The following is a 22,057-nucleotide window of genomic DNA, read 5'->3' on the forward strand; positions in this document are numbered from 1 at the left end:
GGTCAGCCCTTCGAAGGAGCGAGGCGCTTCAGCTCGGCCTCGGTCGACTTGAGCAGGTCGTTCCAGGAGGCCTCGAACTTCTCGACGCCCTCGTCCTCAAGCAGCTGTACGACGTCGTCGTACGAGATGCCGAGCTTCTCCACGGCGGCGATCTCGGCACGAGCCTGGTCGTAGGTGCCCGCGATGGTGTTGCCGGTGATCGAGCCGTGGTCGGCGGTGGCCTCCAGGGTCGCCTCCGGCATGGTGTTCACCGTGTTGGGCGCGACCAGGTCGTCGACGTACAGGGTGTCCTTGTACGCCGGATCCTTGACGCCGGTCGAGGCCCACAGCGGACGCTGCTTGTTGGCCTGCGCCTTGTCGAGCGCGGCCCAGCGGTCGGACGAGAAGACCTCCTCGTACGCCTCGTACGCCAGACGGGCGTTGGCGAGCGCGGCCTTGCCCTTGAGGGACTTGGCCTCGTCCGTGCCGATGCCGTCCAGGCGCTTGTCGATCTCGGTGTCCACGCGGGACACGAAGAAGGACGCCACGGAGTGGATCGTGGAGAGGTCCAGGCCGCGCTCCTTGGCCTTCTCCAGGCCCGCCAGGTACGCGTCCATGACCTTGCGGTAGCGCTCCAGCGAGAAGATCAGCGTGACGTTGACGCTGATGCCGAGGCCGATGACCTCGGTGATCGCAGGGATGCCCGCCTCGGTGGCCGGGATCTTGATGAGCGTGTTCGGGCGGTCCACCAGCCAGGCGAGCTGCTTGGCCTCGGCGACCGTGGCCTTGGTGTTGTGCGCCAGGCGCGGGTCGACCTCGATGGACACGCGGCCGTCCTGGCCGCCCGTCGCGTCGAAGACCGGCCGCAGGATGTCGGCGGCGTCACGGACGTCCGCCGTCGTGATCATCCGGATGGCCTCTTCGACCGTGACCTCGCGGGCGGCGAGGTCGGAGAGCTGCTGGTCGTAACCGTCGCCCTGCGAGATGGCCTTCTGGAAGATCGACGGGTTGGTGGTGACGCCCACGACGTGCTGCTGGTCGATCAGTTCGGCGAGGTTGCCGGACGTGATCCGCTTGCGCGACAGGTCGTCCAGCCAGATCGCGACGCCTTCTTCGGAGAGGCGCTTGAGTGCGTCTGTCATGGAATTACATCTCCTACTTCGTCGTGTACGGGCGTCAGCGCTGAGCGGCGGAGATCGATTCCCGCGCCGCCTGGGCCACCGCGTCGGCGGTGAACCCGAACTCGCGGAACAACACCTTGCCGTCCGCCGAGGCACCGAAGTGCTCCAGCGACACGATGCGTCCGGCGTCGCCCACGAAACGGTGCCAGGTCAGGCCGATGCCCGCCTCGACCGCCACGCGCGCCTTCACCGACGGCGGCAGCACGCTGTCGCGGTACCCCTGGTCCTGCTCGTCGAACCACTCGACCGACGGCATCGAGACGACCCGCGTCGGGACCCCGGCGGCCTGCAGCTGCTCGCGGGCCTCGACGGCGAGGTGCACCTCGGAGCCGGTGCCGATCAGGATGACCTCGGGCGCTGTGTTCTGCCCGGAGGGCCCTTCGGCCTCGAACAGTACGTAGCCGCCCTTGGCGGCGTCCTCGTTGCGGTCGTACGTCGGCACGCCCTGGCGGGTCAGCGCGAGGCCGTGCGGGGCGCCCTTGCCGAACTCCTTGGTGAAGCGCTTGAGGATCTCGCGCCAGGCGATGGCGGTCTCGTTGGCGTCGGCCGGGCGGACCACGTTCAGGCCCGGGATGGCGCGCAGCGAGGCCAGGTGCTCGACCGGCTGGTGCGTCGGTCCGTCCTCGCCGAGGCCGACGGAGTCGTGCGTCCACACGTACGTCACCGGGAGGTGCATCAGCGCGGACAGGCGTACGGCGTTGCGCATGTAGTCGGAGAAGACCAGGAAGGTGCCGCCGTAGATACGGGTGTTGCCGTGCAGCGCGATGCCGTTCATCTCCGCGGCCATGGAGTGCTCGCGGATGCCGAAGTGGATCGTGCGGCCGTACGGGTCGGCCTCCGGCAGCGGGTTGTCCGCGGGGAGGAACGACGACGTCTTGTCGATCGTCGTGTTGTTCGAGCCCGCGAGGTCGGCGGAGCCGCCCCACAGCTCGGGGATGACCGCGCCGAGGGCCTGGAGGACCTTGCCGGACGCGGCGCGCGTGGCGACGCCCTTGCCCGTCTCGAAGACCGGGAGCCTCTCCTCCCAGCCCTCGGGCAGCTCGCCCGCGGCGACGCGGTCGAAGGTCGCGGCGTGCTCGGCGTTGGCGGTGCGCCAGGCGGCGAAGCCCTTCTCCCACTCGGCCTTGGCCTCGCGGCCGCGGTCCAGCGCCTTGCGGGTGTGCGCGATGACCTCGTCGGAGACCTCGAAGGTCTGCTCCGGGTCGAAGCCGAGGACGCGCTTGGTGGCGGCCACTTCCTCGTCGCCGAGCGCCGAGCCGTGCGCGGCCTCGGTGTTCTGCGCGTGCGGGGCGGGCCAGGCGATGATCGAGCGCATCGCGATGAAGGAGGGGCGCTCGGTCTCGGCCTTGGCGGCCTGGAGCGCGGCGTACAGGGCGGCCGGGTCGAGGTCGCCGTTCTCCTTGGGCTCCACGCGCTGGACGTGCCAGCCGTACGCCTCGTACCGCTTGAGGGTGTCCTCGGAGATCGCGGTCGCCGTGTCGCCCTCGATCGAGATGTGGTTGTCGTCCCACAGCAGCACGAGGTTGCCGAGCTTCTGGTGCCCGGCCATCGAGGACGCCTCCGCGGAGATGCCCTCCTCCAGGCAGCCGTCACCGGCGATACAGAAGACGTGGTGGTCGAACGGCGACTCGCCGGTGGCGGCCTCCGGGTCGAACAGACCGCGCTCGTAGCGGGCGGCCATCGCCATGCCCACGGCGTTGGCGACGCCCTGGCCCAGCGGGCCCGTCGTCGTCTCCACGCCGGTGGTGTGCCCGTACTCCGGGTGGCCCGGCGTCTTCGAGCCCCAGGTGCGGAACGCCTTCAGGTCATCCAGCTCCAGGCCGAAACCGGCCAGGTAGAGCTGGATGTAGAGGGTCAGGGACGAGTGACCCGCGGAGAGGACGAAACGGTCGCGACCGGTCCACTCCGCGTCCGCCGGGTCGTGGCGCATCACCTTCTGGAAGAGGGTGTACGCGGCGGGCGCGAGGCTCATGGCCGTACCGGGATGGCCGTTGCCGACCTTCTGTACGGAATCCATGGCCAGGACGCGAGCGGTGTCTACAGCTCGCTGGTCCAGTTCGGTCCACTCGAGGTCTGTGGTGGTCGGCTTGGTGCTCACCCTGAGTCAGGGCTCCTCTCCACATGTCGAATGCCGGCGATGTGAATCACACCGGCCGTTGTCGAGCCTACCGTTGCCCGAACGTGCATTTTTTCGAGTCATTCCAGACTGCCGGGACAAGAGGGGATCCGCCTCCTGAAAGGAATGCGCGGCGATTCGCCATGTGAATAGGGAACCGCTCATATGTCCGCTCAAAGGACGTCCGACGTCGCTCATGTGACCGCCCGAAGGGCCGTTTACACCTTTCAGGTGACCGCCCGGCAATCTCGCGGTACCCCGCGTCCGGACGCTCAACACGACCCCACCCCCGCGAAGGGCGAGGTATGGGCAACGTCTACAGTGGCGTGGTACGCGCGAGCCTTTACCGGATCTTCATCTCTGAAGGTGCCGGTGGGTTCGCTGGGATGTCTCTGTCAGGGGTGTGCGTGACGGCCGTTGAATCCCGTCCAGCGGGGGTTTCCGGGACGGACCTTAGCCCGAGCCATCGGCCGTTCGGGGCCCGTGTCAAGGCGTTCGTGGCGCTGACCAAGCCGCGGATCATCGAACTCCTCCTCATCACCACCGTTCCGGTGATGTTCCTCGCCGAGCAGGGCGTGCCCGACCTGTGGCTGGTCTTCGTGACCTGCCTGGGCGGCTATCTCTCCGCCGGCGGCGCCAACGCGCTCAACATGTACATCGACCGCGACATCGACGCCCTCATGGACCGTACGTCGCAGCGGCCGCTGGTCACCGGCATGGTGAGCCCCCGCGAGTGCCTCGTCTTCGGCATCGGCCTCGCCGTCGTCTCCACGCTGCTCTTCGGCCTCGCCGTGAACTGGCTCTCCGCCTGGCTCTCGCTCGGCGCGCTCCTCTTCTATGTGGTCGTCTACACGATGATCCTCAAGCGGCGCACCTCGCAGAACATCGTCTGGGGCGGCATCGCGGGCTGCATGCCGGTCCTCATCGGCTGGTCCTCGGTCACGAACTCCCTCTCGTGGGCGCCGGTCATCCTCTTCCTGGTGATGTTCTTCTGGACACCGCCGCACTACTGGCCGCTCTCCATGAAGGTCAAGGACGACTACGCGCGCGTGGGCGTGCCGATGCTGCCCGTCATCGCCTCGAACAAGGTGGTCGCCCGGCAGATCGTCCTCTACAGCTGGGTGATGGTCGCCGTCTCGCTGCTCCTCCAGCCGCTCGGCTACACCGGCTGGTTCTACACCGTGGTGGCGCTGGTGACCGGCGGCTGGTGGCTGTGGGAGGCGCACGGCCTGCAGACCCGCGCCAAGGCGGAGGTCACGGGCGGCAAGCTCAAGGAGATGCGGCTCTTCCACTGGTCCATCACCTACGTCTCCCTCCTCTTCGTCGCGGTGGCGGTGGATCCCTTCCTCCGCTGAGCTTCTTCAAGGTCTTGCCGACGGGCGGGTCGCGTGGTGTCGAACGCCACGCGACCCGCCCGTCGCCAGTTGATCTACCCGTCGGTAGCATCCTGCCCATGGCAGACACGCAGCAGGTGGACGAGCAGGTGGACGACAGCAAGCAGGCCGCCAAGGCCGAGCGCCGCGCGGCTCGGCTCGCCAAGGAGATCGGCGCCTTCGCGCAGGCGCACGGCGGCGCCGAGGGCCAGATCGCCTACCTCGGCCAGAAGGGCGCCCGCATCGTCCTCGTCGGCGAGGACGGCGGCTGGGGCGACCTGGTGGCGCCCAGTCACGCGGTGGCGCTGAGCGCCGTCGAGAAGTCCGGGATCACCGTCCATGAGGACTTCGACGGGGAGTTCGCCGCGAAGGTCAGGACCGGGCCCTACGAGTGGACGCGCATGGCCGGGATTCAGATCGGCGGACCGAAGAACGACGTCTGAGGCAACACCTGACACCCGGGTCACCCGTTAGGACCGTAGGAGCAAGGTCCGTCCAGCGGGAGCCCGCATGATCGAAACGCCGTCCCTGGTGGACCAGTACTGCCATGGCGTCCTCCGTACGGAGCTGGGCCTCGGTACCTTCGAGGCCCATCTCGGCCGGGGCGAGGGACCGCCCGCGCCCGGCACCACCCTCTTCGACACCCAGACCGGCTTCGCGGTGCGCCGCTGGTGCCCGCCGCTGCTCGGCCTCGAACCGCACTGCCCGCCGGCCCGCTATCTGGCCCGGCGCCGCGAGCTCGGCGTCCTGGAGGCCGGGCGGCGGCTGCTGCGGGGCAGCGGCATCACCACGTACCTCGTCGACACGGGGCTGCCGGGGGATCTGACGGGGCCCGGCGAGATGGCGTCCACCGGCGACGCCCAGGCCCGCGAGATCGTCCGCCTCGAGCTGCTCGCCGAGCAGGTCGCCGACACCTCGGGCACCGCCGACTCCTTCCTCGCCAACCTCGCCGAGTCCGTGCACGCCGCCGCCGCGGAAGCCGTCGCCTTCACCTCGGTCGCCGGGATGCGCCATCCGCTCGCCCTCGCGGCCCGGCCGCCGGGCCCCGGCGAGGTGCGGGGCGCGGTGGGGCGCTGGCTCACGGGACGGCAGGTGGGCGGGGCGCTCACCGACCCCGTGCTGCTGCGGCATCTGCTGTGGGTCGCGGTGGCCTCCGGCCGGCCGCTGCAACTGCACGCGGGCGCCGGGGACCCGCAGACGTACTTCGCGGACTTCGCGCGGGCCACCGCGGGCCTCGGCACCGACCTGGTGCTGCTGCACGGCTATCCGTACCACCGCGGCGCCGCGCACCTCGCGGCCGTCTTCCCGCATGTGTACGCCGACCTCGGCCCCGCGCTCGTACGCACCGGGGCGCGGGCGGCGGCCGTGCTCGCGGAGATCCTCGAACTGGCGCCCTTCGGAAAGCTGCTGTTCTCCAGCGGCGCGCACGGCCTGCCCGAACTGCACGTCGTGGGGGCCCACCTGTTCCGTGAGGCGCTCGGGCGTGTCCTCGGCACCTGGGTCGCCGAGGGGGCCTGGTCGCTCACCGACGCGCGGCGCGTGGCGGGCCTGATCGCGGCGGGCAACGCCTGCCGCGTGTACGGGCTGTCAGACGGCCGAGAGCTGTGAGTCGTCGGCCTGGGCGGGCATGTCGGTCGTGACCGGCGGCCGCTCCCGCAGTGACAGCAGTACGCGCATCACGGCGATCCACACCAGGCACGAGCCGAACATGTGCAGGGCCACCAGGACCTCCGGCAGGTCCGTGAAGTACTGGACGTAGCCGATGGCGCCCTGCGAGAGGAGGATCAGGAACAGGTCGCGGGTGCGGGTCAGCGGGCCGCGCGGCGCGTCGACCGCCTTGAGGACGAACCACAGGGCGAACGTCAGCGTCACCACGATCCAGGCGAGGACCGCGTGCAGCTTGGTGACGCCCTCCCAGTCCAGGCCGATCGGGTCCAGGTTCATCCGCGGCACGTCGCTGGAGTCGCCCGCGTGCGGGCCCGCGCCGGTCACGACCGTGCCGACCGCGATCAGCAGCACCGAGGCCGCCACCAGGAACCAGACGAGCTGCGCCACGGCCCTGCCGACCAGCGGGCGCGGCTCGGCGTCACCCTCGCGGCTGCGCTGCCACATGGTGACGGCGACCGCGATCAGGGCGGAGGAGAGCAGGAAGTGCGCGGCCACCGTGTACGGGTTCAGGCCGACGAGTACGACGATCCCACCGAGCACGGCGTTGCCCATGACCAGCCAGAACTGGGTCCAGCCGAGCCGGGTGAGGCTGCGCCGCATCGGCTTCTGCGAGCGGGCGGCGATGATCGCCCAGCCGACCGCCGCGCACAGCACGTACGTCAGCATGCGGTTGCCGAACTCGATGACGCCGTGGAAGCCCATCTCGCTGGTCGCGGTGAGGGAGTCCTCCGTGCACTTGGGCCAGGTCGGGCAGCCGAGGCCCGAGCCGGTCAGCCGGACGGCGCCGCCCGTCACCACGATGACGACGGTCATGGCGAGGGAGATGAAGGCCGCCCGCTGGACGGTCCGCTGGGTGGGCGTCCAGCGCTCGGCGATGAAGGCGAGCGGGTTCCGCGCGGCTTGAGCGACGTCGGCTCGGGTCACGTTTGGCACGGGCCCCATCGTAGGGGGCCGCTTGTGCACGGCTTCACGAGGGGGACGTATCCGGGAAATCTGTCACGGCGGTTACGCCGCGCGCCCATTCCCTTACGCGGAGCGGCTACTCCCAGCGGAAGAACTTCGCCGCCGCGCCGAGCCCCAGCACCGCCCACACCGCGAGGATGCCGAGGTCCGCCCACGGCATGCCCGCGCCGTGCCGCAGCACGTCGCGCAGCCCGTCCGAGAGCGCGGCGATGGGCAGCAGGCCGAGCACCGTCTGCGCCGCGTCGGGGAACTTGTCGAGCGGCACGATCACACCGCCGCCCACGAGCAGCAGCAGGAAGACGAGGTTGGCGGCGGCCAGCGTCGCCTCGGCCTTCAGGGTGCCCGCCATCAGCAGGCCCAGTCCGGAGAAGGCCGCCGTGCCGAGCACCAGGAGCAGGAGCACCCAGAGCGGGTTGCCGTGCGGCGACCAGCCGAGCGCGAAGGCGATGACCGTGAGCAGCAGGATCTGGAGGACCTCGGTGACCAGCACGGAGAGCGTCTTGGCCGCCATCAGGCCCCAGCGGGGGAGCGGCGAGGCGCCGAGCCGCTTGAGCACGCCGTAGCGCCGCTCGAAGCCGGTCGCGATGGCCTGGCCGGTGAAGGCCGTCGACATCACGGCGAGCGCCAGGATGCCGGGCGCGAGGAAGTCCACGGCCTCGCCCTTGCCCGTGTCGACGATGTCGACGGCGCTGAACAGCACGAGCAGCAGGGTCGGGATCACCACCGTGAGGAGCAGCTGCTCGCCGTTGCGCAGCAGCATCCTCGTCTCCAGCGCGGCCTGCGCGGCGATCATGCGGGGGAGCGGGGCGCCGCCCGGCTTCGGTGTGTACAGACCGGCGGCGCTCATCCGCGCAGCTCCTTACCCGTGAGTTCCAGGAAGACGTCTTCCAGGGTGTGGCGTTCGACCGAGATCCTGTCGGGCATCACCCCGTGCTGGGCGCACCAGGAGGTGACGGTGGCGAGCAGCTGCGGGTCGACCGTGCCGCTCACGCGGTAGGCGCCCGGGGTCAGCTCGGCGGCGGCCGAGTCGGCGGGCAGCGCCTTGAGGAGCGAGGCGACGTCGAGGCCCGGACGGCCGGTGAAGCGCAGGGTGTTCTCGGCGCCGCCGCGGCACAACTCGTCGGGGCTGCCCTGGGCGATGACCTTGCCCGCGTCGATGATCGCGACGTCGTCGGCGAGCTGTTCGGCCTCGTCCATGTGGTGCGTGGTGAGGATGACGGCGACGCCGTCGCGGCGCAGATCGCGTACGAGCTCCCAGGTGGCCCGGCGGGCCTGCGGGTCGAGGCCCGCGGTCGGCTCGTCGAGGAAGACCAGGTCGGGCCTGCCGACCACGGCCATCGCGAGCGCGAGGCGCTGCTGCTGGCCGCCGGAGAGCCGCCGGTAGGTGGTGCGGCCGCAGCCGGCGAGCCCCAGGCGTTCGATGAGGGCGTCCACGTCCAGCGGGTGGGCGTGCAGCTTGGCGACGTGGCGCAGCATCTCGTCCGCGCGGGCGCCGGAGTACACGCCGCCGGACTGGAGCATCACGCCGATGCGGGGCCGCAGCGCGGCGGCCTCGCGGACCGGGTCGAGGCCGAGGACGCGGACGGTGCCGGAGTCCGGCCTCCGGTAGCCCTCGCAGGTCTCGACGGTGGTGGTCTTGCCGGCGCCGTTGGGGCCGAGGACGGCGGTGATGCCCGCCCCGGCCGCCAGGTCGAGACCGTCGACCGCGGTCTTGTTTCCGTACCGCTTGACCAGACCCTGGATCTGGACGACGGGCTCGTTTCGCATGGTGAGCCAGTCTAGGGACGGACCGGGGGCGCCGGTCGGGCGGGGCGCGACCGGTTGCGCGCGAGCCAGTGTTCCGCGTACGCGACGGCGTCCGCCAAGGGGAACAGGCGCGACTCGGCGGCGCCGACGAGACCTCGTACGACCGGTGTGTCCTTGTCCGACATGTCCTGCTCGAAGGCGGCGCCGAGGTCGCCGAAGTCGTCGTCCCTGATGGAGGGCTCACGCACGGTCGTCCAGCGGCGGCCCCGGGGCGTCATCACCGCGAACGCGTTCTCCGCCTCGGGGCCGGGGACGCGGTACTCGGCCAGGTGGAAGGCGGTGCAGGTCTCGAAGCCCACGCCGAGGAGGAGGACGCGGGCGCCCGCCTCCTCCAGGCGGGCCAGGGGGCTGCGCTCACCCAGCCGGCAGTCGCGGGCGTGGCCGGCCATCAGCTCGGCGGCGGCCGGGCCCAGCGCCGCGAACGACGTCTGCGGGTGCGCGCTGCGCAGGGCGCCGGGCCAGGTGCGCACGGCCTCCGGGATGACGCCGACACCCAGCGTGGGCGTGGTCAGCGGGTCGTACGCGGGGAGGGAGGCGCGGAGCTCGGCCCACCAGCTCTCGGGCACCGGCGGGTTCCGCCACTGCGCGGGGTCGGAGTTCTCCCCGGAGTGGGTGGGGACCACCAGCGTGCCGTCGGGGCCGAGCGCGTCCAGGAGGGCCTGGACGACCGCGACCTGGCTGCCGCTGACCCAGCCGAGCGCGCTGAGCGAGGAGTGCGTGAGGAGGGTGTCGCCGGTGCGTACGCCGAGGGCGCGGAGTCCGTCCGCGAGTGTCTCGCGCGTACACAAAGGGCCGGTCGGAGGGGGTGTGGGCATGGTTGAGCAGTGTCCTCCCAGGGGGGCGACGGCGCCACCGATTTGATCGATCAATGATCGTTTTCGCAGGTCAGCTTAGGTTTGCCTAAGTGATGCAGCGCACCACGCGGTGATCAAGGCGTGGGTTGTCAGGCTCTGAGGAATTACGCAACAATGGCGTTGTGAAAAACGTTGGCGAGGCTCCGCAGGAGGAACTCGCGACCGGAGAGCGCTCGACGCGCAACCGGGTCGCGCGCTCCATCCTGGACCACGGCCCCTCCACCGTCGCCGATCTCGCGAAGCGCCTCGGACTCACCCAGGCGGCCGTCCGCAGGCACCTCGACGCCCTCGCCCATGAGAACGTCGTGGAGGCGCGTGAACAGCGCGTCTACGGCGCCAGGACCCGGGGCCGCCCCGCGAAGGTCTTCGCCCTCACCGACTGCGGGCGCGACGCCTTCGACCAGTCGTACGACAAGCTGGCCACGGACGCGCTCCGGTGGATCACCGAGCACCACGGCGAAGCAGCGGTCGTCGAGTTCGCCCGGGCGAGGATCACCGCCCAGGCCGAGACGTACAAGAAGGCGATCGACGCCGCACCGCCCGAGCAGCGCACCGAGGCTCTGGCCAAGGCGTTGACCGCCGACGGGTACGCTGCCACGGCGCGCAGCGCACCGGTCGGCGAGCAGCTCTGCCAGCACCACTGCCCGGTCGCCCATGTCGCCGAGCAGTTCCCGCAGCTGTGCGAGGCGGAGACGGAATTCTTCTCCGCACTGCTCGGCACGCATGTGCAGCGCCTCGCCACCATCGCCCACGGGGACGGCGTCTGCACGACGTTCATCCCGCGCAGTGGCAGCGGCGGCAGTACGACCACACAGACCACCACACCAGCATCAGCACGCACGGCCGGGAGGAACCCCGCATGACGCTCCCCACGGAGACTGCCCACCCCGAACTCGAGGGTCTGGGCACTTACGAATACGGCTGGGCCGACTCCGACGCCGCCGGTGCCTCTGCCAAGCGCGGCATCAACGAGGACGTCGTCCGGGACATCTCGGCCAAGAAGTCCGAGCCCGAGTGGATGACGAAGCTCCGCCTCAAGGGCCTGCGCCTCTTCGACAAGAAGCCCATGCCGAACTGGGGCTCCGACCTCTCCGGCATCGACTTCGACAACATCAAGTACTTCGTGCGTTCCACGGAGAAGCAGGCGGCGTCCTGGGAGGACCTGCCCGAGGACATCAAGAACACGTACGACAAGCTCGGCATCCCCGAGGCGGAGAAGCAGCGCCTCGTCGCCGGTGTCGCGGCCCAGTACGAGTCCGAGGTCGTCTACCACCAGATCCGCGAGGACCTGGAGGAGCAGGGCGTCATCTTCCTCGACACCGACACGGCGCTGAAGCAGCACCCGGAGCTCTTCAAGGAGTACTTCGGGACCGTCATCCCCGTCGGCGACAACAAGTTCGCGTCGCTGAACACCGCCGTGTGGTCCGGTGGCTCGTTCATCTACGTCCCCAAGGGCGTACAGGTCGAGATCCCGCTCCAGGCCTACTTCCGTATCAACACGGAGAACATGGGCCAGTTCGAGCGGACCCTGATCATCGTCGACGAGGGTGCCTACGTGCACTACGTCGAGGGCTGCACCGCGCCGATCTACAAGTCGGACTCGCTGCACTCCGCCGTCGTCGAGATCATCGTGAAGAAGGGCGGCCGCTGCCGCTACACGACGATCCAGAACTGGTCGAACAACGTCTACAACCTGGTCACCAAGCGCGCCGTGGCGTACGAGGGCGCGACCATGGAGTGGATCGACGGCAACATCGGCTCCAAGGTGACGATGAAGTACCCCGCCGTCTACCTCATGGGCGAGCACGCCAAGGGCGAGACCCTGTCCATCGCCTTCGCGGGCGAGGGCCAGCACCAGGACGCCGGCTCCAAGATGGTCCACATGGCGCCGAACACGTCCTCCAACATCGTCTCCAAGTCGGTGGCGCGCGGCGGCGGTCGTACGTCGTACCGCGGCCTCGTCGAGATCGGCGAGGGCGCTCACGGCTCGAAGTCGAACGTGCTCTGTGACGCGCTGCTCGTCGACACGATCTCCCGCTCGGACACCTACCCCTACGTCGACGTCCGCGAGGACGACGTGTCGATGGGTCACGAGGCGACGGTCTCCAAGGTCTCCGACGACCAGCTCTTCTACCTGATGAGCCGCGGCATGACGGAGTTCGAGGCCATGGCGATGATCGTCCGCGGCTTCGTCGAGCCGATCGCCAAGGAGCTGCCGATGGAGTACGCCCTGGAGCTGAACCGGCTGATCGAGCTGCAGATGGAGGGCTCGGTCGGTTAGGACCGGCCGCGTCTCCCCGCAGCGACTGACTTCTTACGCAGAGAGAGAGCACGACGACAGCCATGGCTGAGGCTCAGAACATCCCGGTGGGGTCCACCACCGCCGGATCGATCGCGGTGGCCGCCGAGTCCACCGTCGCCACCCGCATGAGCGCGCCCCCGTCCTACGACGTGGCGGACTTCCCGGTCCCCCACGGCCGCGAGGAGGAGTGGCGGTTCACGCCGCTGGAGCGCCTGCGAGGGCTGCACGACGGCACCGCGGTCGCCGACGGCGGCATCCGCGTCGAGGTGAGCGCCCCCGAGGGCGTCACCCAGGAGACCGTCGGCCGGGACGACGCGCGCGTCGGCAAGGCGGGCAAGCCCGTCGACCGCGTCGCCGCGCAGGCCTACTCGTCCTTCGAGAAGGCCTCGGTCGTGACCGTCCCCAAGGAGATGGTCCTCAGCGAGCCGATCCGGATCGCCGTGCACGGCGAGGGCGGCACCGCCTTCGCGCACCAGGTCATCGAGCTGGGCGCGTTCGCCGAGGCCCTCGTCGTCATCGACCACACCGGTGACGCCGTGCTCGCCGCCAACGTCGACTTCATCGTCGGCGACGGCGCCAAGCTCACCGTCGTCTCCGTCCAGGACTGGGACGACAGCGCGGTGCACGTCGCCCAGCACAACGCGCTGATCGGCCGCGACGCCTCCTTCAAGTCCGTCGTCGTCACCTTCGGCGGCGACCTGGTCCGCCTGCACCCCCGCGTCCACTACGCGGGCACCGGCGGCGAGGCCGAGTTCTTCGGCCTCTACATCACCGACGCGGGCCAGCACCAGGAGCACCGCCTCCTGGTCGACCACAACACCCCGCACTGCAAGTCGAACGTCGTCTACAAGGGCGCGCTCCAGGGCGACAACGCCCACGCGGTGTGGATCGGTGACGTCCTCATCGAGGCCGCCGCCGAGGGCACGGACACGTACGAGATGAACCGCAACCTCGTGCTGACCGACGGCGCCCGCGTGGACTCGGTCCCGAACCTGGAGATCGAGACCGGCGAGATCGTCGGCGCGGGCCACGCCTCGGCGACCGGCCGCTTCGACGACGAGCAGCTCTTCTACCTCCAGTCGCGCGGCATCCCGCAGGACGAGGCGCGCCGCCTGGTCGTCCGCGGCTTCTTCGCCGAGCTGGTCCAGCAGATCGGTCTGCCGGACGTCGAGGAGCGCCTCCTCGCGAAGATCGAAGAGGAGCTGGAGGCGACGGCCGCATGAGTTCCGACCGTGCTCGCTTCGTTCGGGCCTGCGGCCTGAGCGAGCTGGAGGAGGACACCCCCAAGCGGGTGGAACTCGACGGCACGCCGGTCTCGGTCGTCCACACCGAGGGCGAGGTGTTCGCGATCAACGACATCTGCTCGCACGCGAACGTCTCCCTCTCCGAGGGCGAGGTGGAGGACTGCCAGATCGAGTGCTGGCTGCACGGCTCCGCGTTCGACCTCCGTACCGGCAAGCCGTCCGGCCTTCCCGCGACGCGCCCCGTCCCCGTATACCCCGTAAAGATCGAAGGGGACGACGTGCTCGTCTCCCTCTCCCAGGAGTCCTGAGGCACCCATGGCAACGCTTGAAATCAAGGACCTGCACGTCACCGTCGAGGCCGACAACTCCACCAAGGAGATCCTCAAGGGCGTCGACCTGACCGTGAAGCAGGGCGAGACCCACGCCATCATGGGCCCGAACGGCTCCGGCAAGTCGACGCTCGCCTACTCCATCGCGGGTCACCCCAAGTACACGATCACGCAGGGCACCGTGACCCTCGACGGCGAGGACGTCCTGGAGATGTCCGTCGACGAGCGCGCCCGCGCCGGCATGTTCCTCGCCATGCAGTACCCGGTCGAGGTCCCCGGCGTCTCGGTCTCCAACTTCCTGCGTACGTCGGCGACGGCGATCCGCGGCGAGGCCCCCAAGCTGCGCACCTGGGTGAAGGAGGTCAAGGCCGCGATGGAGCAGCTCCAGATGGACCCGGCCTTCGCCGAGCGCAACGTGAACGAGGGCTTCTCCGGCGGTGAGAAGAAGCGCCACGAGATCCTCCAGATGGAGCTCCTCAAGCCGAAGATCGCGATCCTCGACGAGACGGACTCCGGTCTGGACGTCGACGCGCTGCGCCAGGTCTCGGACGGCGTGAACCGCGTCCGTGAGACCGGCGAGGTCGGCACGCTCCTCATCACGCACTACACGCGCATCCTGCGCTACATCAAGCCGGACTTCGTGCACGTCTTCGCGAACGGCCGCATCGCCGAGTCGGGCGGCGCGGAGCTGGCCGACAAGCTTGAGGCCGAGGGCTACGAGGCTTACACGAAGGGTGGCGCATCAGCGTGACAGTGGCCCACCAGGGGCTTTCCGGCCTCCTCGACACCGAGGCGATCCGCAAGGACTTCCCGATCCTGGATCGCACGATCCACGACGGCAAGAAGCTCGTGTACCTGGACAACGCGGCGACGTCCCAGACGCCGCGCCAGGTCCTCGACGTACTGAACGAGTACTACGAGCAGCACAACGCCAACGTTCACCGCGGCGTGCACGTCCTCGCCGAGGAGGCCACGGCGCTCTACGAGGGCGCCCGTGACAAGGTCGCGGCGTTCATCAACGCGCCCAGCCGCAACGAGGTGATCTTCACCAAGAACGCCTCGGAGTCGCTGAACCTCGTGGCGAACATGCTCGGCTGGGCCGACGAGCCCTACCGCGTGGACCACGAGACCGAGATCGTCATCACGGAGATGGAGCACCACTCCAACATCGTGCCGTGGCAGCTGCTCTCGCAGCGCACGGGCGCGAAGCTGAAGTGGTTCGGCCTCACCGACGACGGCCGCCTGGACCTGTCCGACATCGACGAGATCATCACCGAGAAGACGAAGATCGTCTCCTTCGTGCTCGTGTCGAACATCCTGGGCACGCTCAACCCGGTCGAGGCGATCGTGCGCCGCGCCCAGGAGGTCGGCGCGCTCGTCCTCATCGACGCCTCGCAGGCCGCGCCGCACATGCCGCTGGACGTGCAGGCGCTCCAGGCCGACTTCGTGGCCTTCACCGGCCACAAGATGTGCGGCCCGACGGGCATCGGCGTGCTGTGGGGACGCCAGGAACTCCTGGAGGACCTGCCCCCGTTCCTCGGTGGCGGCGAGATGATCGAGACGGTGTCGATGCACTCGTCGACGTACGCTCCCGCGCCGCACAAGTTCGAGGCGGGCACGCCCCCGGTCTCCCAGGCCGTGGGCCTGGGCGCGGCCGTGGACTACCTCTCCGCGATCGGCATGGACAAGATCGCCGCGCATGAGCACGCGATCACCGAGTACGCGGTCAAGCGGCTCCTGGAAGTCCCGGACCTGAGGATCATCGGTCCGACGACGGCCGAGGACCGCGGCGCCGCGATCTCCTTCACGCTCGGCGACATCCACCCGCACGACGTGGGCCAGGTCCTGGACGAGGAAGGCATCGCGGTCCGCGTGGGTCACCACTGCGCCCGCCCCGTCTGCCTGCGCTACGGAATTCCCGCGACCACGCGAGCGTCGTTCTATCTGTACTCCACGCCCGGCGAGATCGACGCTCTGGTCGACGGCCTGGAGCACGTACGGAACTTCTTCGGCTGAGGGGCTGGCTGGGAACGTGAAGCTGGATTCGATGTACCAGGAAGTCATCCTGGACCACTACAAGCACCCGCACGGGCGTGGTCTGCGCGATGGCGACGCCGAGGTGCACCATGTCAACCCGACGTGCGGTGACGAGATCACTCTGCGCGTGAAGTACGACGGGTCGACGATCGCCGACGTGTCGTACGAGGGCCAGGGCTGCTCCATCAGCCAGGCCAGCGCGTCCGTCCTGAACGACCTGCTGGTCGGCAAGGACCTCGCGGAGGGGCGGAAGATCCAGGAAGTCTTCCTGGAGCTGATGCAGTCCAAGGGCAGGCTGGAGCCCGACGAGGCCATGGAGGAGGTCCTGGAGGACGCGGTCGCGTTCGCCGGGGTCTCCAAGTACCCCGCGCGCGTCAAGTGTGCTCTGCTGAGCTGGATGGCGTGGAAGGACGCGACGGCGCAGGCGCTGGGCGAGACCGACGGCGCCACTGCCGCTGTCGCCGAGAGGAAGACCGCATGAGCGAGAACGAGACCCTGACCACGAAGCCGGCTTCCGAGGAAGAGGTCCGCGAGGCGCTGTACGACGTCGTCGACCCCGAGCTTGGCATCGACGTCGTCAACCTCGGCCTGATCTACGGCATCCACGTCGACGACGCCAACATCGCCACGATCGACATGACGCTGACGTCCGCGGCCTGCCCGCTGACCGACGTCATCGAGGACCAGGCGAAGTCCGCCACGGACGGCATCGTCAACGAGCTGCGGATCAACTGGGTCTGGATGCCGCCGTGGGGTCCGGACAAGATCACGGACGACGGACGCGAGCAGTTGCGGGCGCTCGGGTTCAACGTCTGAGCCGAGTCCGCGGGCCGACTCCGCCGCGAAGCCCCCTGGAGGATCTCCGGGGGGCTTCGCCGTGTTCACGCCGCCTGCCGAACGTGCGCCACCAGGCGGGGCCGTGGAAGCCGCGCGGTCGGCGCCGTTGCGGACGCGCGGGCGGCGCCGTTGCGGACGCTCGTACGCATCGATATGTACACTCGTACTTATGGGATACGCACTGCTGGCCGCGGCCATCGCGGCGGAAGTCACCGGGACCACGGCCATGAAGTACAGCGAGGGGTTCAGCAGGCTGTGGCCGTCGCTGATCACTGTCGCGGGGTATCTCCTCGCCTTCACCCTCCTCGCGCAGACACTCAAGACGCTCTCCGTGGGCACCGCCTACGCGATCTGGGCGGGCATCGGCACCGCCGCCGTCGCCGCCATCGGCATGATGTTCCTCGGGGAGTCGGCCAGTCCGCTCAAGCTCGCGGGCATCGCGCTCGTGATCGTGGGCGTCGTCGTGCTCAATCTGGGCGGAGCCCACTGATGCCCCGCCGCTACGACCCCGAGCGCCGCCAGCGGATCATCGACGCCGCGATCCGGGTGGTCGGCGCGAAGGGCATCGCCGGGCTCAGCCACCGCTCGGCCGCCGCCGAGGCCGACGTGCCGCTCGGTTCGACGACGTACCACTTCAAGACACTCGACGAACTCCTGGTCGCCGCGTTGCGGCTGGCGAACGAGGGCTTCGCCAAGGCCGTGGCCGCCAGCGGCGCGTTCGAGGACCCCGCAGCCGACCTCGCCGAGGAGCTGGCGCGGCTGCTCGGCGAGTGGCTCGGCGGGGAGCGCACGGGGGTCGAGCTGGAGTACGAGCTGTATCTCGCCGCCCTGCGCAGACCCGCGCTGCGGCCCGTGGCCGCCGAGTGGTGCCAGGGCCTCGCCGGCGTCCTCGCGCCGCGCACCGATCCGGTCACCGCGCGCGCCCTCGTCGCCCTGATGGACGGCGTCTGCCTCCAGGTGCTGCTCACCGGCGGCACGTACGACGAGGCGTACGCGCGCGAGATGCTCGGCCGGCTGCTGCCGGACCGTGCCGTGCCGGATCGGCCGTGCCGGGCCGTGCCGTGACGGGCCGTGCCGTGCCGTGCCGTGACGGGCCGTGTCGCCGGACCGTGAGACCGGTTCGCCCGCGCGACACCGCTCCGGTTAGGTTTCACCCATGACCGACACGAACGCATCCCGCACCACCGGCGCCATCGCCGCAGGCCTCGCCACCGTCGCCGCCGACGGCACCGTTCTCGACACCTGGTTCCCCGCGCCCGAGCTGGTCGTGGAGCCGGGCCCCGCCGGCAGCGAGCGGCTGACCGCCGAGCGCGCCGTGGAGCTGCTCGGCGAGGGCGCCGCCAAGGCGATCGGCCCCGACGCCCGCCGGGGCGTGGAGACCGTGGCCGTACGTACGGTCATCGCCTCCCTCGACGACAAGCCGCTGGACGCCCACGACGTCTACCTGCGCCTGCACCTGCTCTCGCACCGCCTGGTCAAGCCGCACGGTGTGAACCTGGACGGCCAGTTCGGCTTCCTCGCCAACGTCGCGTGGACCTCGCTCGGCCCGGTCGCCGTGGACGACGTCGAGAAGGTGCGGCTCAACGCCCGCGCCGAGGGCCTGCACCTCGCCGTGACGTCCGTCGACAAGTTCCCGCGCATGACGGACTACGTCGCGCCGAAGGGCGTCCGCATCGCCGACGCCGACCGGGTCCGGCTCGGCGCGCACCTCGCCGAGGGCACCACGGTCATGCACGAGGGCTTCGTGAACTTCAACGCGGGCACGCTCGGCACCTCCATGGTCGAGGGCCGCGTCTCCGCCGGTGTCGTCGTCGGCGACGGCTCGGACATCGGCGGCGGCGCCTCCACGATGGGCACCCTGTCGGGCGGCGGCAACGTCCGCATCGTCATCGGCGAGCGCTGCCTGATCGGCGCCGAGGCGGGCGTCGGCATCGCGCTGGGCGACGAGTGCGTCGTCGAGGCGGGCCTGTACGTCACGGCCGGCACCCGCGTGACCATGCCCGACGGACAAATCGTCAAGGCCCGCGAACTCTCCGGCGCCTCGAACATCCTCTTCCGCCGCAACTCGGTCACGGGCGCCGTCGAGGCCCGCCCGAACAACGCGGTCTGGGGCGGTCTGAACGAGATCCTGCACAGCCACAACTGAGCGAAGCCGAACCACACGCTCCACCCAGAACGGCCACCCTCCGCGGGGTGGCCGTTCTTTCTTTCTCCGGTTTATCGGAAAGCAGGCATAGCGGGAGGCGCCCGGACCCGTCCTCACTCATGCGGGAGGGCAACAGGCCCCCCAGGGAGCGAAGGTGACGATGGATGCCCAGGAGCAGGAGAGTTTCCGCGAGTTCGTGGCGACCAGATCGTCGGCGCTGCTGAAGACCGCCGTACTGCTCAGCGGCGGCGACCGGCACGCGGCGGAGGACCTGCTGCAGAACGCGCTCGTCAAGGCGGCGGGGCGGTGGCGGCGGATCGACGAGCCGGAGGCGTACGTACGGCGCATCCTGTACCGCCAGCAGGTGAGCCGGTGGCGGCTGAAGTGGCCGCGGCGCGAACTGGCCGTCGCCGAGCCGCCGGAGAGCGCCGCCGCCGGGGACGGCACGTCCGCCGCCGAGCTGCGGATCGTGCTGCGCGGGGCGCTGGCCAAGCTCACCACGCGCCAGCGGACCGTGCTGGTCCTGCGCTACTTCGAGGATCTGCCCGAGGCGGAGGTCGCCCAGCTCCTCGGCTGCTCCGTCGGCACCGTGCGCAGCACGACGCACCGCTCGCTCGCCCGGCTCCGGAGCCTCGCTCCCGAACTGGCGCGACCGGACCGGCCGGACCGACCGGACCGGCCGGGCAGCGGCGCCCGGTCGGCGTCCCCCGACTTCTCGCCCATGGAGGTATGACCGTGAACGTGGAAGAGCTGGTGCGCGAGTCGCTGCGGGAGCAGGCCGACCAAGGCGCGCCCGTACCGGGGGACTTCGCCGACCGGGTGCTCGCCGCCCGGCGGCGCCGCAAGAACCGTACGATCGCGGGCACCTCGCTCGCCGCCGTGACGGCCGTCGTCGTGGCGGTGGCGGTGCCGGTGTTCGGCCAGGACTCCGGGCGGCAGGAGACGCGTCCGGCGAGCGAGCTGGAGAGCGGCGACATCGTGGCGCATCCCGGCCAGACGCCACCGCGCGACCTGATCGCCGCGGGCGGCACGGCGCTCGCCGCGTTCAGCATGAGCGAGCGCGTCGAGCAGCCGGACGGCGACGAGATCATCACCCGTACCTACCATCTGCTCGACCAGAAGACGGGCACCTACCGCAAGGACGCCCGGTGGGCGTGGCTGGACGTCGCCCCCGGCATGCGCACCGCCGCCGTCCTCGAACACGGACTGCCCGCCCGGCGGATCGGCCTGCTGAACCTGCTCACCGGCGAGGTCGAGCGCTGGATCCCGGTGGACCACAAGGTCGGAGGCGTCGCGTTCTCGCCGGACGGCAGGAAGCTCGTCGCCACGACCTACGCGAAGAGCCCGGACCTGCGTGACAAGGACCGGCCGATGAACGACGGCGAGCACGAGGAGCCCGGTCCCGCCGCGCCGAGCAGGACCGGTTTCTACGTCATCGACGTGGCGTCGGGCGACTCCGGCTGGAGCGCGGTCAGGACGAAGGAGGGCGCCTACGGGTTCTCCGACATCAACACCCGGGAGGACTTCGCCTTCAGCCAGGACGGCACTCTGGTCTACTCCGGCCTCACCTCGGCGCCGCACCAGCAGTACTACGACTTCGAGGGCCGCGAGCGGAACACTCCCGAGAAGGAGAAGCACCTGCGCTGGTTCAACGAGGCCGGGCCCTCCCCGGACGGCAGGCTCGCCGCGGGCGACTTCGCGGGCGGTGCCGGGACCACCGCGTCCGAGATCATCGATCCCGCCACCGGCAAGCGCGTCGCCAAGGTGCCGGGCCAGCAGCTCCTCGCCTGGGCCGACTCGAAGCGGCTCATCGCCTGGGACATCGCACCCGGCACGAACGAGTACCGGCAGCGGCTCGTCCTCGTCACCGTCGGGAGCCGGAAGACCGTCCCGCTCAGCGGCTACCGCTCGCCGAAGGAACTCTCCCCCGGGCGCTGGACCCCGATCTTCGCGGACCGGTAGGCGGCGAGCGGCCGCCGTGTCGCCCGTGTAGAAGCCGTCATAGTGGGCGAGGCCCGTCCGCGAGATGACGTGCCGGCTGCCGAGGATGCCGTACGCGCAGTCCTTCGCTCCGACGATCCGGGATGGTCCGCGAGGCGCAGGAGCGTCGGCGGCTCGATCCGGGCGCCGGTGCGGCCGGGAACGTCGTGGAGCGCTGGGTCCCGGGCAGGGGAGAAGTGTCGGTGCGCGCGCTCGCTGAAGCTCCACTTAATTCTCCTACGGGGAAACGGCGAACAGTGCTACGCGATGAGGGGCGATTTCCGGGCAGGTCCGGGGCGGCGCGGCGCGGATCGGCGCGTCTGGACGGGGCAGGCACTGGTGCCAACCCGTCCCCGTATGGGCCACCATGGCGGGACAGTCGGTCCCTAGGAGGCGTCATGAGGCTCGGCAAGGCACTCGCCACCGGAATCGCCGAAGAGCAGCCGCGGCGGGAGGAGTCGGTACGGGAGTACGAGAAGTCCGTACCCGACCCGGCCACCAAGGCCCCCGAGTCGGCGACGGAGCCCCGGCCGGTCGAGGCCGCGGTCACCCGATGAGGATGCGGCTCCCCGAGGAACGCCCGACGGAGCCGCCGACCGGATACAAGATCGCCCGCCCGGTGCTGTCCCACGACGGCACCGGGGCCGCCTTCACCGGCGTCTCCCTCGGCGCGGGCTGCCGTACACCGTGCTCGACGAGGCCCGCTGCGTCTACGGCAGACGGCACAGCGCCCCGAACCGCCGCTGCGACTGCGGCTTCCACTGCGTGCACGACCGCGCCACCGCGGAGGGGCTGCTGCGCACCGCCGAGCACCGGAAGGCGGTGCTCCTCGAAGTGACGGTGCTCGGGGCGTACATCCGCTTCGAGCGCGGCTTCCGGTACGCCAGACAGCGGGTGCGGGGCGCGACCGTGCCGCCCTGCGACTGCGGCGCCACCGCCTCGCTCCTCGCCGACGCCGGATGGGGCAGGCCGGGGTGGCGGGTGCTGGAGGCGGCGTGCGGGCGGTGCCGGGGTGGGCGGCAGGCCGTCTCCGTGCCGGAGTTCGCGCGGCTCGCGGGAGAGGGGCTGAGGGTCGTCGCGGCCGCCCCGCCCGCCTCCGCGGGCGGGCTCCCCGGGCTCGGCATGCCCGAGCTGATGGCCGAGGCGGCGCTCCTCCAGGCGCGCCTCGACTGGTTCCAGGCGGAGCTGGCCCGGCTGACCGGCGATCAGCGGGGATAGCACGGCCGGGCACGGGTACCCGGG

General features: G+C 70.4%; 23 protein-coding genes and 2 pseudogenes. 18 read left to right on the plus strand and 7 right to left on the minus strand.

Annotated elements, in window-relative coordinates; genetic code table 11:
* Positions 1 to 2 precede the first annotated feature (2 nt).
* Positions 3 to 1,121, minus strand: a complete 1,119-nt coding sequence (gene tal, locus ACWDZ7_RS11680) for a transaldolase (RefSeq protein WP_451796492.1) — start codon at positions 1,119 to 1,121, stop codon at positions 3 to 5.
* Positions 1,122 to 1,155: 34 nt separating this feature from the next.
* Complete coding sequence (gene tkt / locus ACWDZ7_RS11685) at positions 1,156 to 3,258, minus strand: transketolase (protein WP_451796493.1); 2,103 nt, start codon at positions 3,256 to 3,258, stop codon at positions 1,156 to 1,158.
* Positions 3,259 to 3,677: 419 nt separating this feature from the next.
* Here tkt and ACWDZ7_RS11690 point away from each other — a divergent pair, with 419 nt between their 5' ends.
* The 3 genes from ACWDZ7_RS11690 (at position 3,678) to ACWDZ7_RS11700 (ending at position 6,257) form a co-directional block, all read left to right on the plus strand.
* Positions 3,678 to 4,631, plus strand: coding sequence for a heme o synthase (locus tag ACWDZ7_RS11690; RefSeq protein ID WP_451796530.1), 954 nt, complete (start codon positions 3,678 to 3,680; stop codon positions 4,629 to 4,631).
* Between the two features lie 98 nt (positions 4,632 to 4,729).
* A complete protein-coding gene (locus ACWDZ7_RS11695; protein ID WP_451796494.1) occupies positions 4,730 to 5,092 on the plus strand; it encodes a hypothetical protein in 363 nt (120 codons plus the stop codon).
* Positions 5,093 to 5,159: 67 nt separating this feature from the next.
* Positions 5,160 to 6,257: an amidohydrolase family protein gene (locus tag ACWDZ7_RS11700; protein WP_451796495.1), complete on the plus strand. Its 1,098-nt coding sequence runs from the start codon at positions 5,160 to 5,162 to the stop codon at positions 6,255 to 6,257.
* On the opposite strand, the gene ACWDZ7_RS11705 is transcribed toward ACWDZ7_RS11700, so the two are convergent.
* From ACWDZ7_RS11705 to ACWDZ7_RS11720, 4 genes are all read right to left on the minus strand, one after another.
* Entirely contained in the window at positions 6,237 to 7,259 is a 1,023-nt protein-coding gene (locus tag ACWDZ7_RS11705; RefSeq protein WP_451796496.1) for a COX15/CtaA family protein, read from the minus strand. The genes ACWDZ7_RS11700 and ACWDZ7_RS11705 overlap by 21 nt on opposite strands.
* Before the next feature lie 97 nt (positions 7,260 to 7,356).
* Positions 7,357 to 8,127: an ABC transporter permease gene (locus ACWDZ7_RS11710; RefSeq protein ID WP_451796497.1), complete on the minus strand. Its 771-nt coding sequence runs from the start codon at positions 8,125 to 8,127 to the stop codon at positions 7,357 to 7,359.
* The gene (locus tag ACWDZ7_RS11715) at positions 8,124 to 9,047 is read right to left on the minus strand and encodes an ABC transporter ATP-binding protein (RefSeq protein WP_451796498.1); all 924 of its coding nucleotides are present in this window, start codon (positions 9,045 to 9,047) and stop codon (positions 8,124 to 8,126) included. Before ACWDZ7_RS11715 ends, ACWDZ7_RS11710 begins: the two co-directional genes overlap by 4 nt.
* Before the next feature lie 11 nt (positions 9,048 to 9,058).
* Entirely contained in the window at positions 9,059 to 9,901 is an 843-nt protein-coding gene (locus ACWDZ7_RS11720; RefSeq protein ID WP_451796499.1) for an aminoglycoside N(3)-acetyltransferase, read from the minus strand.
* Positions 9,902 to 10,062: 161 nt separating this feature from the next.
* Between ACWDZ7_RS11720 and ACWDZ7_RS11725 the strand changes: the two genes are divergently transcribed.
* From ACWDZ7_RS11725 to ACWDZ7_RS11785, 13 genes are all read left to right on the plus strand, one after another.
* Positions 10,063 to 10,803, plus strand: coding sequence for a helix-turn-helix transcriptional regulator (locus ACWDZ7_RS11725; RefSeq protein ID WP_451516891.1), 741 nt, complete (start codon positions 10,063 to 10,065; stop codon positions 10,801 to 10,803).
* Positions 10,800 to 12,221 (plus strand): Fe-S cluster assembly protein SufB, encoded by a 1,422-nt coding sequence (gene sufB, locus ACWDZ7_RS11730; RefSeq protein WP_451796500.1) that lies wholly within the window; start codon positions 10,800 to 10,802, stop codon positions 12,219 to 12,221. Before ACWDZ7_RS11725 ends, sufB begins: the two co-directional genes overlap by 4 nt.
* Before the next feature lie 62 nt (positions 12,222 to 12,283).
* On the plus strand, positions 12,284 to 13,465 hold the full coding sequence (gene sufD / locus ACWDZ7_RS11735; protein ID WP_451796501.1) for a Fe-S cluster assembly protein SufD: 1,182 nt from the start codon (positions 12,284 to 12,286) through the stop codon (positions 13,463 to 13,465).
* Positions 13,462 to 13,794: a bifunctional 3-phenylpropionate/cinnamic acid dioxygenase ferredoxin subunit gene (locus tag ACWDZ7_RS11740; protein ID WP_451516894.1), complete on the plus strand. Its 333-nt coding sequence runs from the start codon at positions 13,462 to 13,464 to the stop codon at positions 13,792 to 13,794. Before sufD ends, ACWDZ7_RS11740 begins: the two co-directional genes overlap by 4 nt.
* Before the next feature lie 7 nt (positions 13,795 to 13,801).
* The gene (sufC, locus tag ACWDZ7_RS11745) at positions 13,802 to 14,566 is read left to right on the plus strand and encodes a Fe-S cluster assembly ATPase SufC (protein ID WP_451796502.1); all 765 of its coding nucleotides are present in this window, start codon (positions 13,802 to 13,804) and stop codon (positions 14,564 to 14,566) included.
* Positions 14,563 to 15,831, plus strand: a complete 1,269-nt coding sequence (locus ACWDZ7_RS11750) for a cysteine desulfurase (protein WP_451796503.1) — start codon at positions 14,563 to 14,565, stop codon at positions 15,829 to 15,831. The genes sufC and ACWDZ7_RS11750 overlap by 4 nt, the downstream gene beginning before the upstream one ends.
* 16 nt (positions 15,832 to 15,847) lie before the next feature.
* Complete coding sequence (gene sufU / locus ACWDZ7_RS11755) at positions 15,848 to 16,333, plus strand: Fe-S cluster assembly sulfur transfer protein SufU (RefSeq protein WP_451796504.1); 486 nt, start codon at positions 15,848 to 15,850, stop codon at positions 16,331 to 16,333.
* The gene (locus ACWDZ7_RS11760; RefSeq protein ID WP_030687191.1) at positions 16,330 to 16,668 is read left to right on the plus strand and encodes a metal-sulfur cluster assembly factor; all 339 of its coding nucleotides are present in this window, start codon (positions 16,330 to 16,332) and stop codon (positions 16,666 to 16,668) included. The genes sufU and ACWDZ7_RS11760 overlap by 4 nt, the downstream gene beginning before the upstream one ends.
* 190 nt (positions 16,669 to 16,858) lie before the next feature.
* On the plus strand, positions 16,859 to 17,179 hold the full coding sequence (locus tag ACWDZ7_RS11765) for a DMT family transporter (protein ID WP_451796505.1): 321 nt from the start codon (positions 16,859 to 16,861) through the stop codon (positions 17,177 to 17,179).
* On the plus strand, positions 17,179 to 17,754 hold the full coding sequence (locus tag ACWDZ7_RS11770; RefSeq protein WP_451796506.1) for a TetR/AcrR family transcriptional regulator: 576 nt from the start codon (positions 17,179 to 17,181) through the stop codon (positions 17,752 to 17,754). Before ACWDZ7_RS11765 ends, ACWDZ7_RS11770 begins: the two co-directional genes overlap by 1 nt.
* A gap of 91 nt (positions 17,755 to 17,845) precedes the next feature.
* A complete protein-coding gene (dapD, locus tag ACWDZ7_RS11775; RefSeq protein WP_451796507.1) occupies positions 17,846 to 18,835 on the plus strand; it encodes a 2,3,4,5-tetrahydropyridine-2,6-dicarboxylate N-succinyltransferase in 990 nt (329 codons plus the stop codon).
* Positions 18,836 to 18,995: 160 nt separating this feature from the next.
* Positions 18,996 to 19,568 carry a SigE family RNA polymerase sigma factor gene (locus ACWDZ7_RS11780; RefSeq protein ID WP_451796531.1) on the plus strand — a complete coding sequence of 191 codons (573 nt, stop codon included), beginning with the start codon at positions 18,996 to 18,998 and terminating at the stop codon, positions 19,566 to 19,568.
* Between the two features lie 2 nt (positions 19,569 to 19,570).
* Positions 19,571 to 20,797, plus strand: coding sequence for a WD40 repeat domain-containing protein (locus ACWDZ7_RS11785; protein ID WP_451796532.1), 1,227 nt, complete (start codon positions 19,571 to 19,573; stop codon positions 20,795 to 20,797).
* Between the two features lie 33 nt (positions 20,798 to 20,830).
* Here ACWDZ7_RS11785 and ACWDZ7_RS11790 read toward each other — a convergent pair.
* Positions 20,831 to 20,988 (minus strand): annotated as a pseudogene (locus tag ACWDZ7_RS11790) (4-hydroxy-tetrahydrodipicolinate synthase); the annotation flags it as partial.
* Positions 20,989 to 21,213: 225 nt separating this feature from the next.
* On the opposite strand from ACWDZ7_RS11790, the gene ACWDZ7_RS11795 reads away from it, so the two are divergent.
* Positions 21,214 to 21,372 carry a hypothetical protein gene (locus ACWDZ7_RS11795; RefSeq protein ID WP_451796508.1) on the plus strand — a complete coding sequence of 53 codons (159 nt, stop codon included), beginning with the start codon at positions 21,214 to 21,216 and terminating at the stop codon, positions 21,370 to 21,372.
* A pseudogene (locus tag ACWDZ7_RS11800) lies at positions 21,369 to 22,033 on the plus strand (hypothetical protein). Before ACWDZ7_RS11795 ends, ACWDZ7_RS11800 begins: the two are co-directional and overlap by 4 nt.
* Positions 22,034 to 22,057 lie beyond the last annotated feature (24 nt).

This window comes from Streptomyces sp. NPDC003032, assembly GCF_053591415.1.

Bases quoted from the DNA above. Each gene is read 5' to 3' on its own strand.
- ACWDZ7_RS11720 (WP_451796499.1), bottom strand. From the start codon at position 9,901: ATGCCCACACCCCCTCCGACCGGCCCTTTGTGTACGCGCGAGACACTC.
- sufC (WP_451796502.1), top strand. From the start codon at position 13,802: ATGGCAACGCTTGAAATCAAGGACCTGCACGTCACCGTCGAGGCCGAC.
- ACWDZ7_RS11765 (WP_451796505.1), top strand. From the start codon at position 16,859: ATGGGATACGCACTGCTGGCCGCGGCCATCGCGGCGGAAGTCACCGGG.
- ACWDZ7_RS11700 (WP_451796495.1), top strand. From the start codon at position 5,160: ATGATCGAAACGCCGTCCCTGGTGGACCAGTACTGCCATGGCGTCCTC.
- dapD (WP_451796507.1), top strand. From the start codon at position 17,846: ATGACCGACACGAACGCATCCCGCACCACCGGCGCCATCGCCGCAGGC.
- sufD (WP_451796501.1), top strand. From the start codon at position 12,284: ATGGCTGAGGCTCAGAACATCCCGGTGGGGTCCACCACCGCCGGATCG.
- ACWDZ7_RS11715 (WP_451796498.1), bottom strand. From the start codon at position 9,047: ATGCGAAACGAGCCCGTCGTCCAGATCCAGGGTCTGGTCAAGCGGTAC.
- ACWDZ7_RS11760 (WP_030687191.1), top strand. From the start codon at position 16,330: ATGAGCGAGAACGAGACCCTGACCACGAAGCCGGCTTCCGAGGAAGAG.
- ACWDZ7_RS11695 (WP_451796494.1), top strand. From the start codon at position 4,730: ATGGCAGACACGCAGCAGGTGGACGAGCAGGTGGACGACAGCAAGCAG.
- ACWDZ7_RS11780 (WP_451796531.1), top strand. From the start codon at position 18,996: ATGGATGCCCAGGAGCAGGAGAGTTTCCGCGAGTTCGTGGCGACCAGA.
- ACWDZ7_RS11770 (WP_451796506.1), top strand. From the start codon at position 17,179: ATGCCCCGCCGCTACGACCCCGAGCGCCGCCAGCGGATCATCGACGCC.
- ACWDZ7_RS11705 (WP_451796496.1), bottom strand. From the start codon at position 7,259: ATGGGGCCCGTGCCAAACGTGACCCGAGCCGACGTCGCTCAAGCCGCG.
- ACWDZ7_RS11710 (WP_451796497.1), bottom strand. From the start codon at position 8,127: ATGAGCGCCGCCGGTCTGTACACACCGAAGCCGGGCGGCGCCCCGCTC.
- ACWDZ7_RS11740 (WP_451516894.1), top strand. From the start codon at position 13,462: ATGAGTTCCGACCGTGCTCGCTTCGTTCGGGCCTGCGGCCTGAGCGAG.
- tal (WP_451796492.1), bottom strand. From the start codon at position 1,121: ATGACAGACGCACTCAAGCGCCTCTCCGAAGAAGGCGTCGCGATCTGG.
- ACWDZ7_RS11795 (WP_451796508.1), top strand. From the start codon at position 21,214: ATGAGGCTCGGCAAGGCACTCGCCACCGGAATCGCCGAAGAGCAGCCG.
- sufB (WP_451796500.1), top strand. From the start codon at position 10,800: ATGACGCTCCCCACGGAGACTGCCCACCCCGAACTCGAGGGTCTGGGC.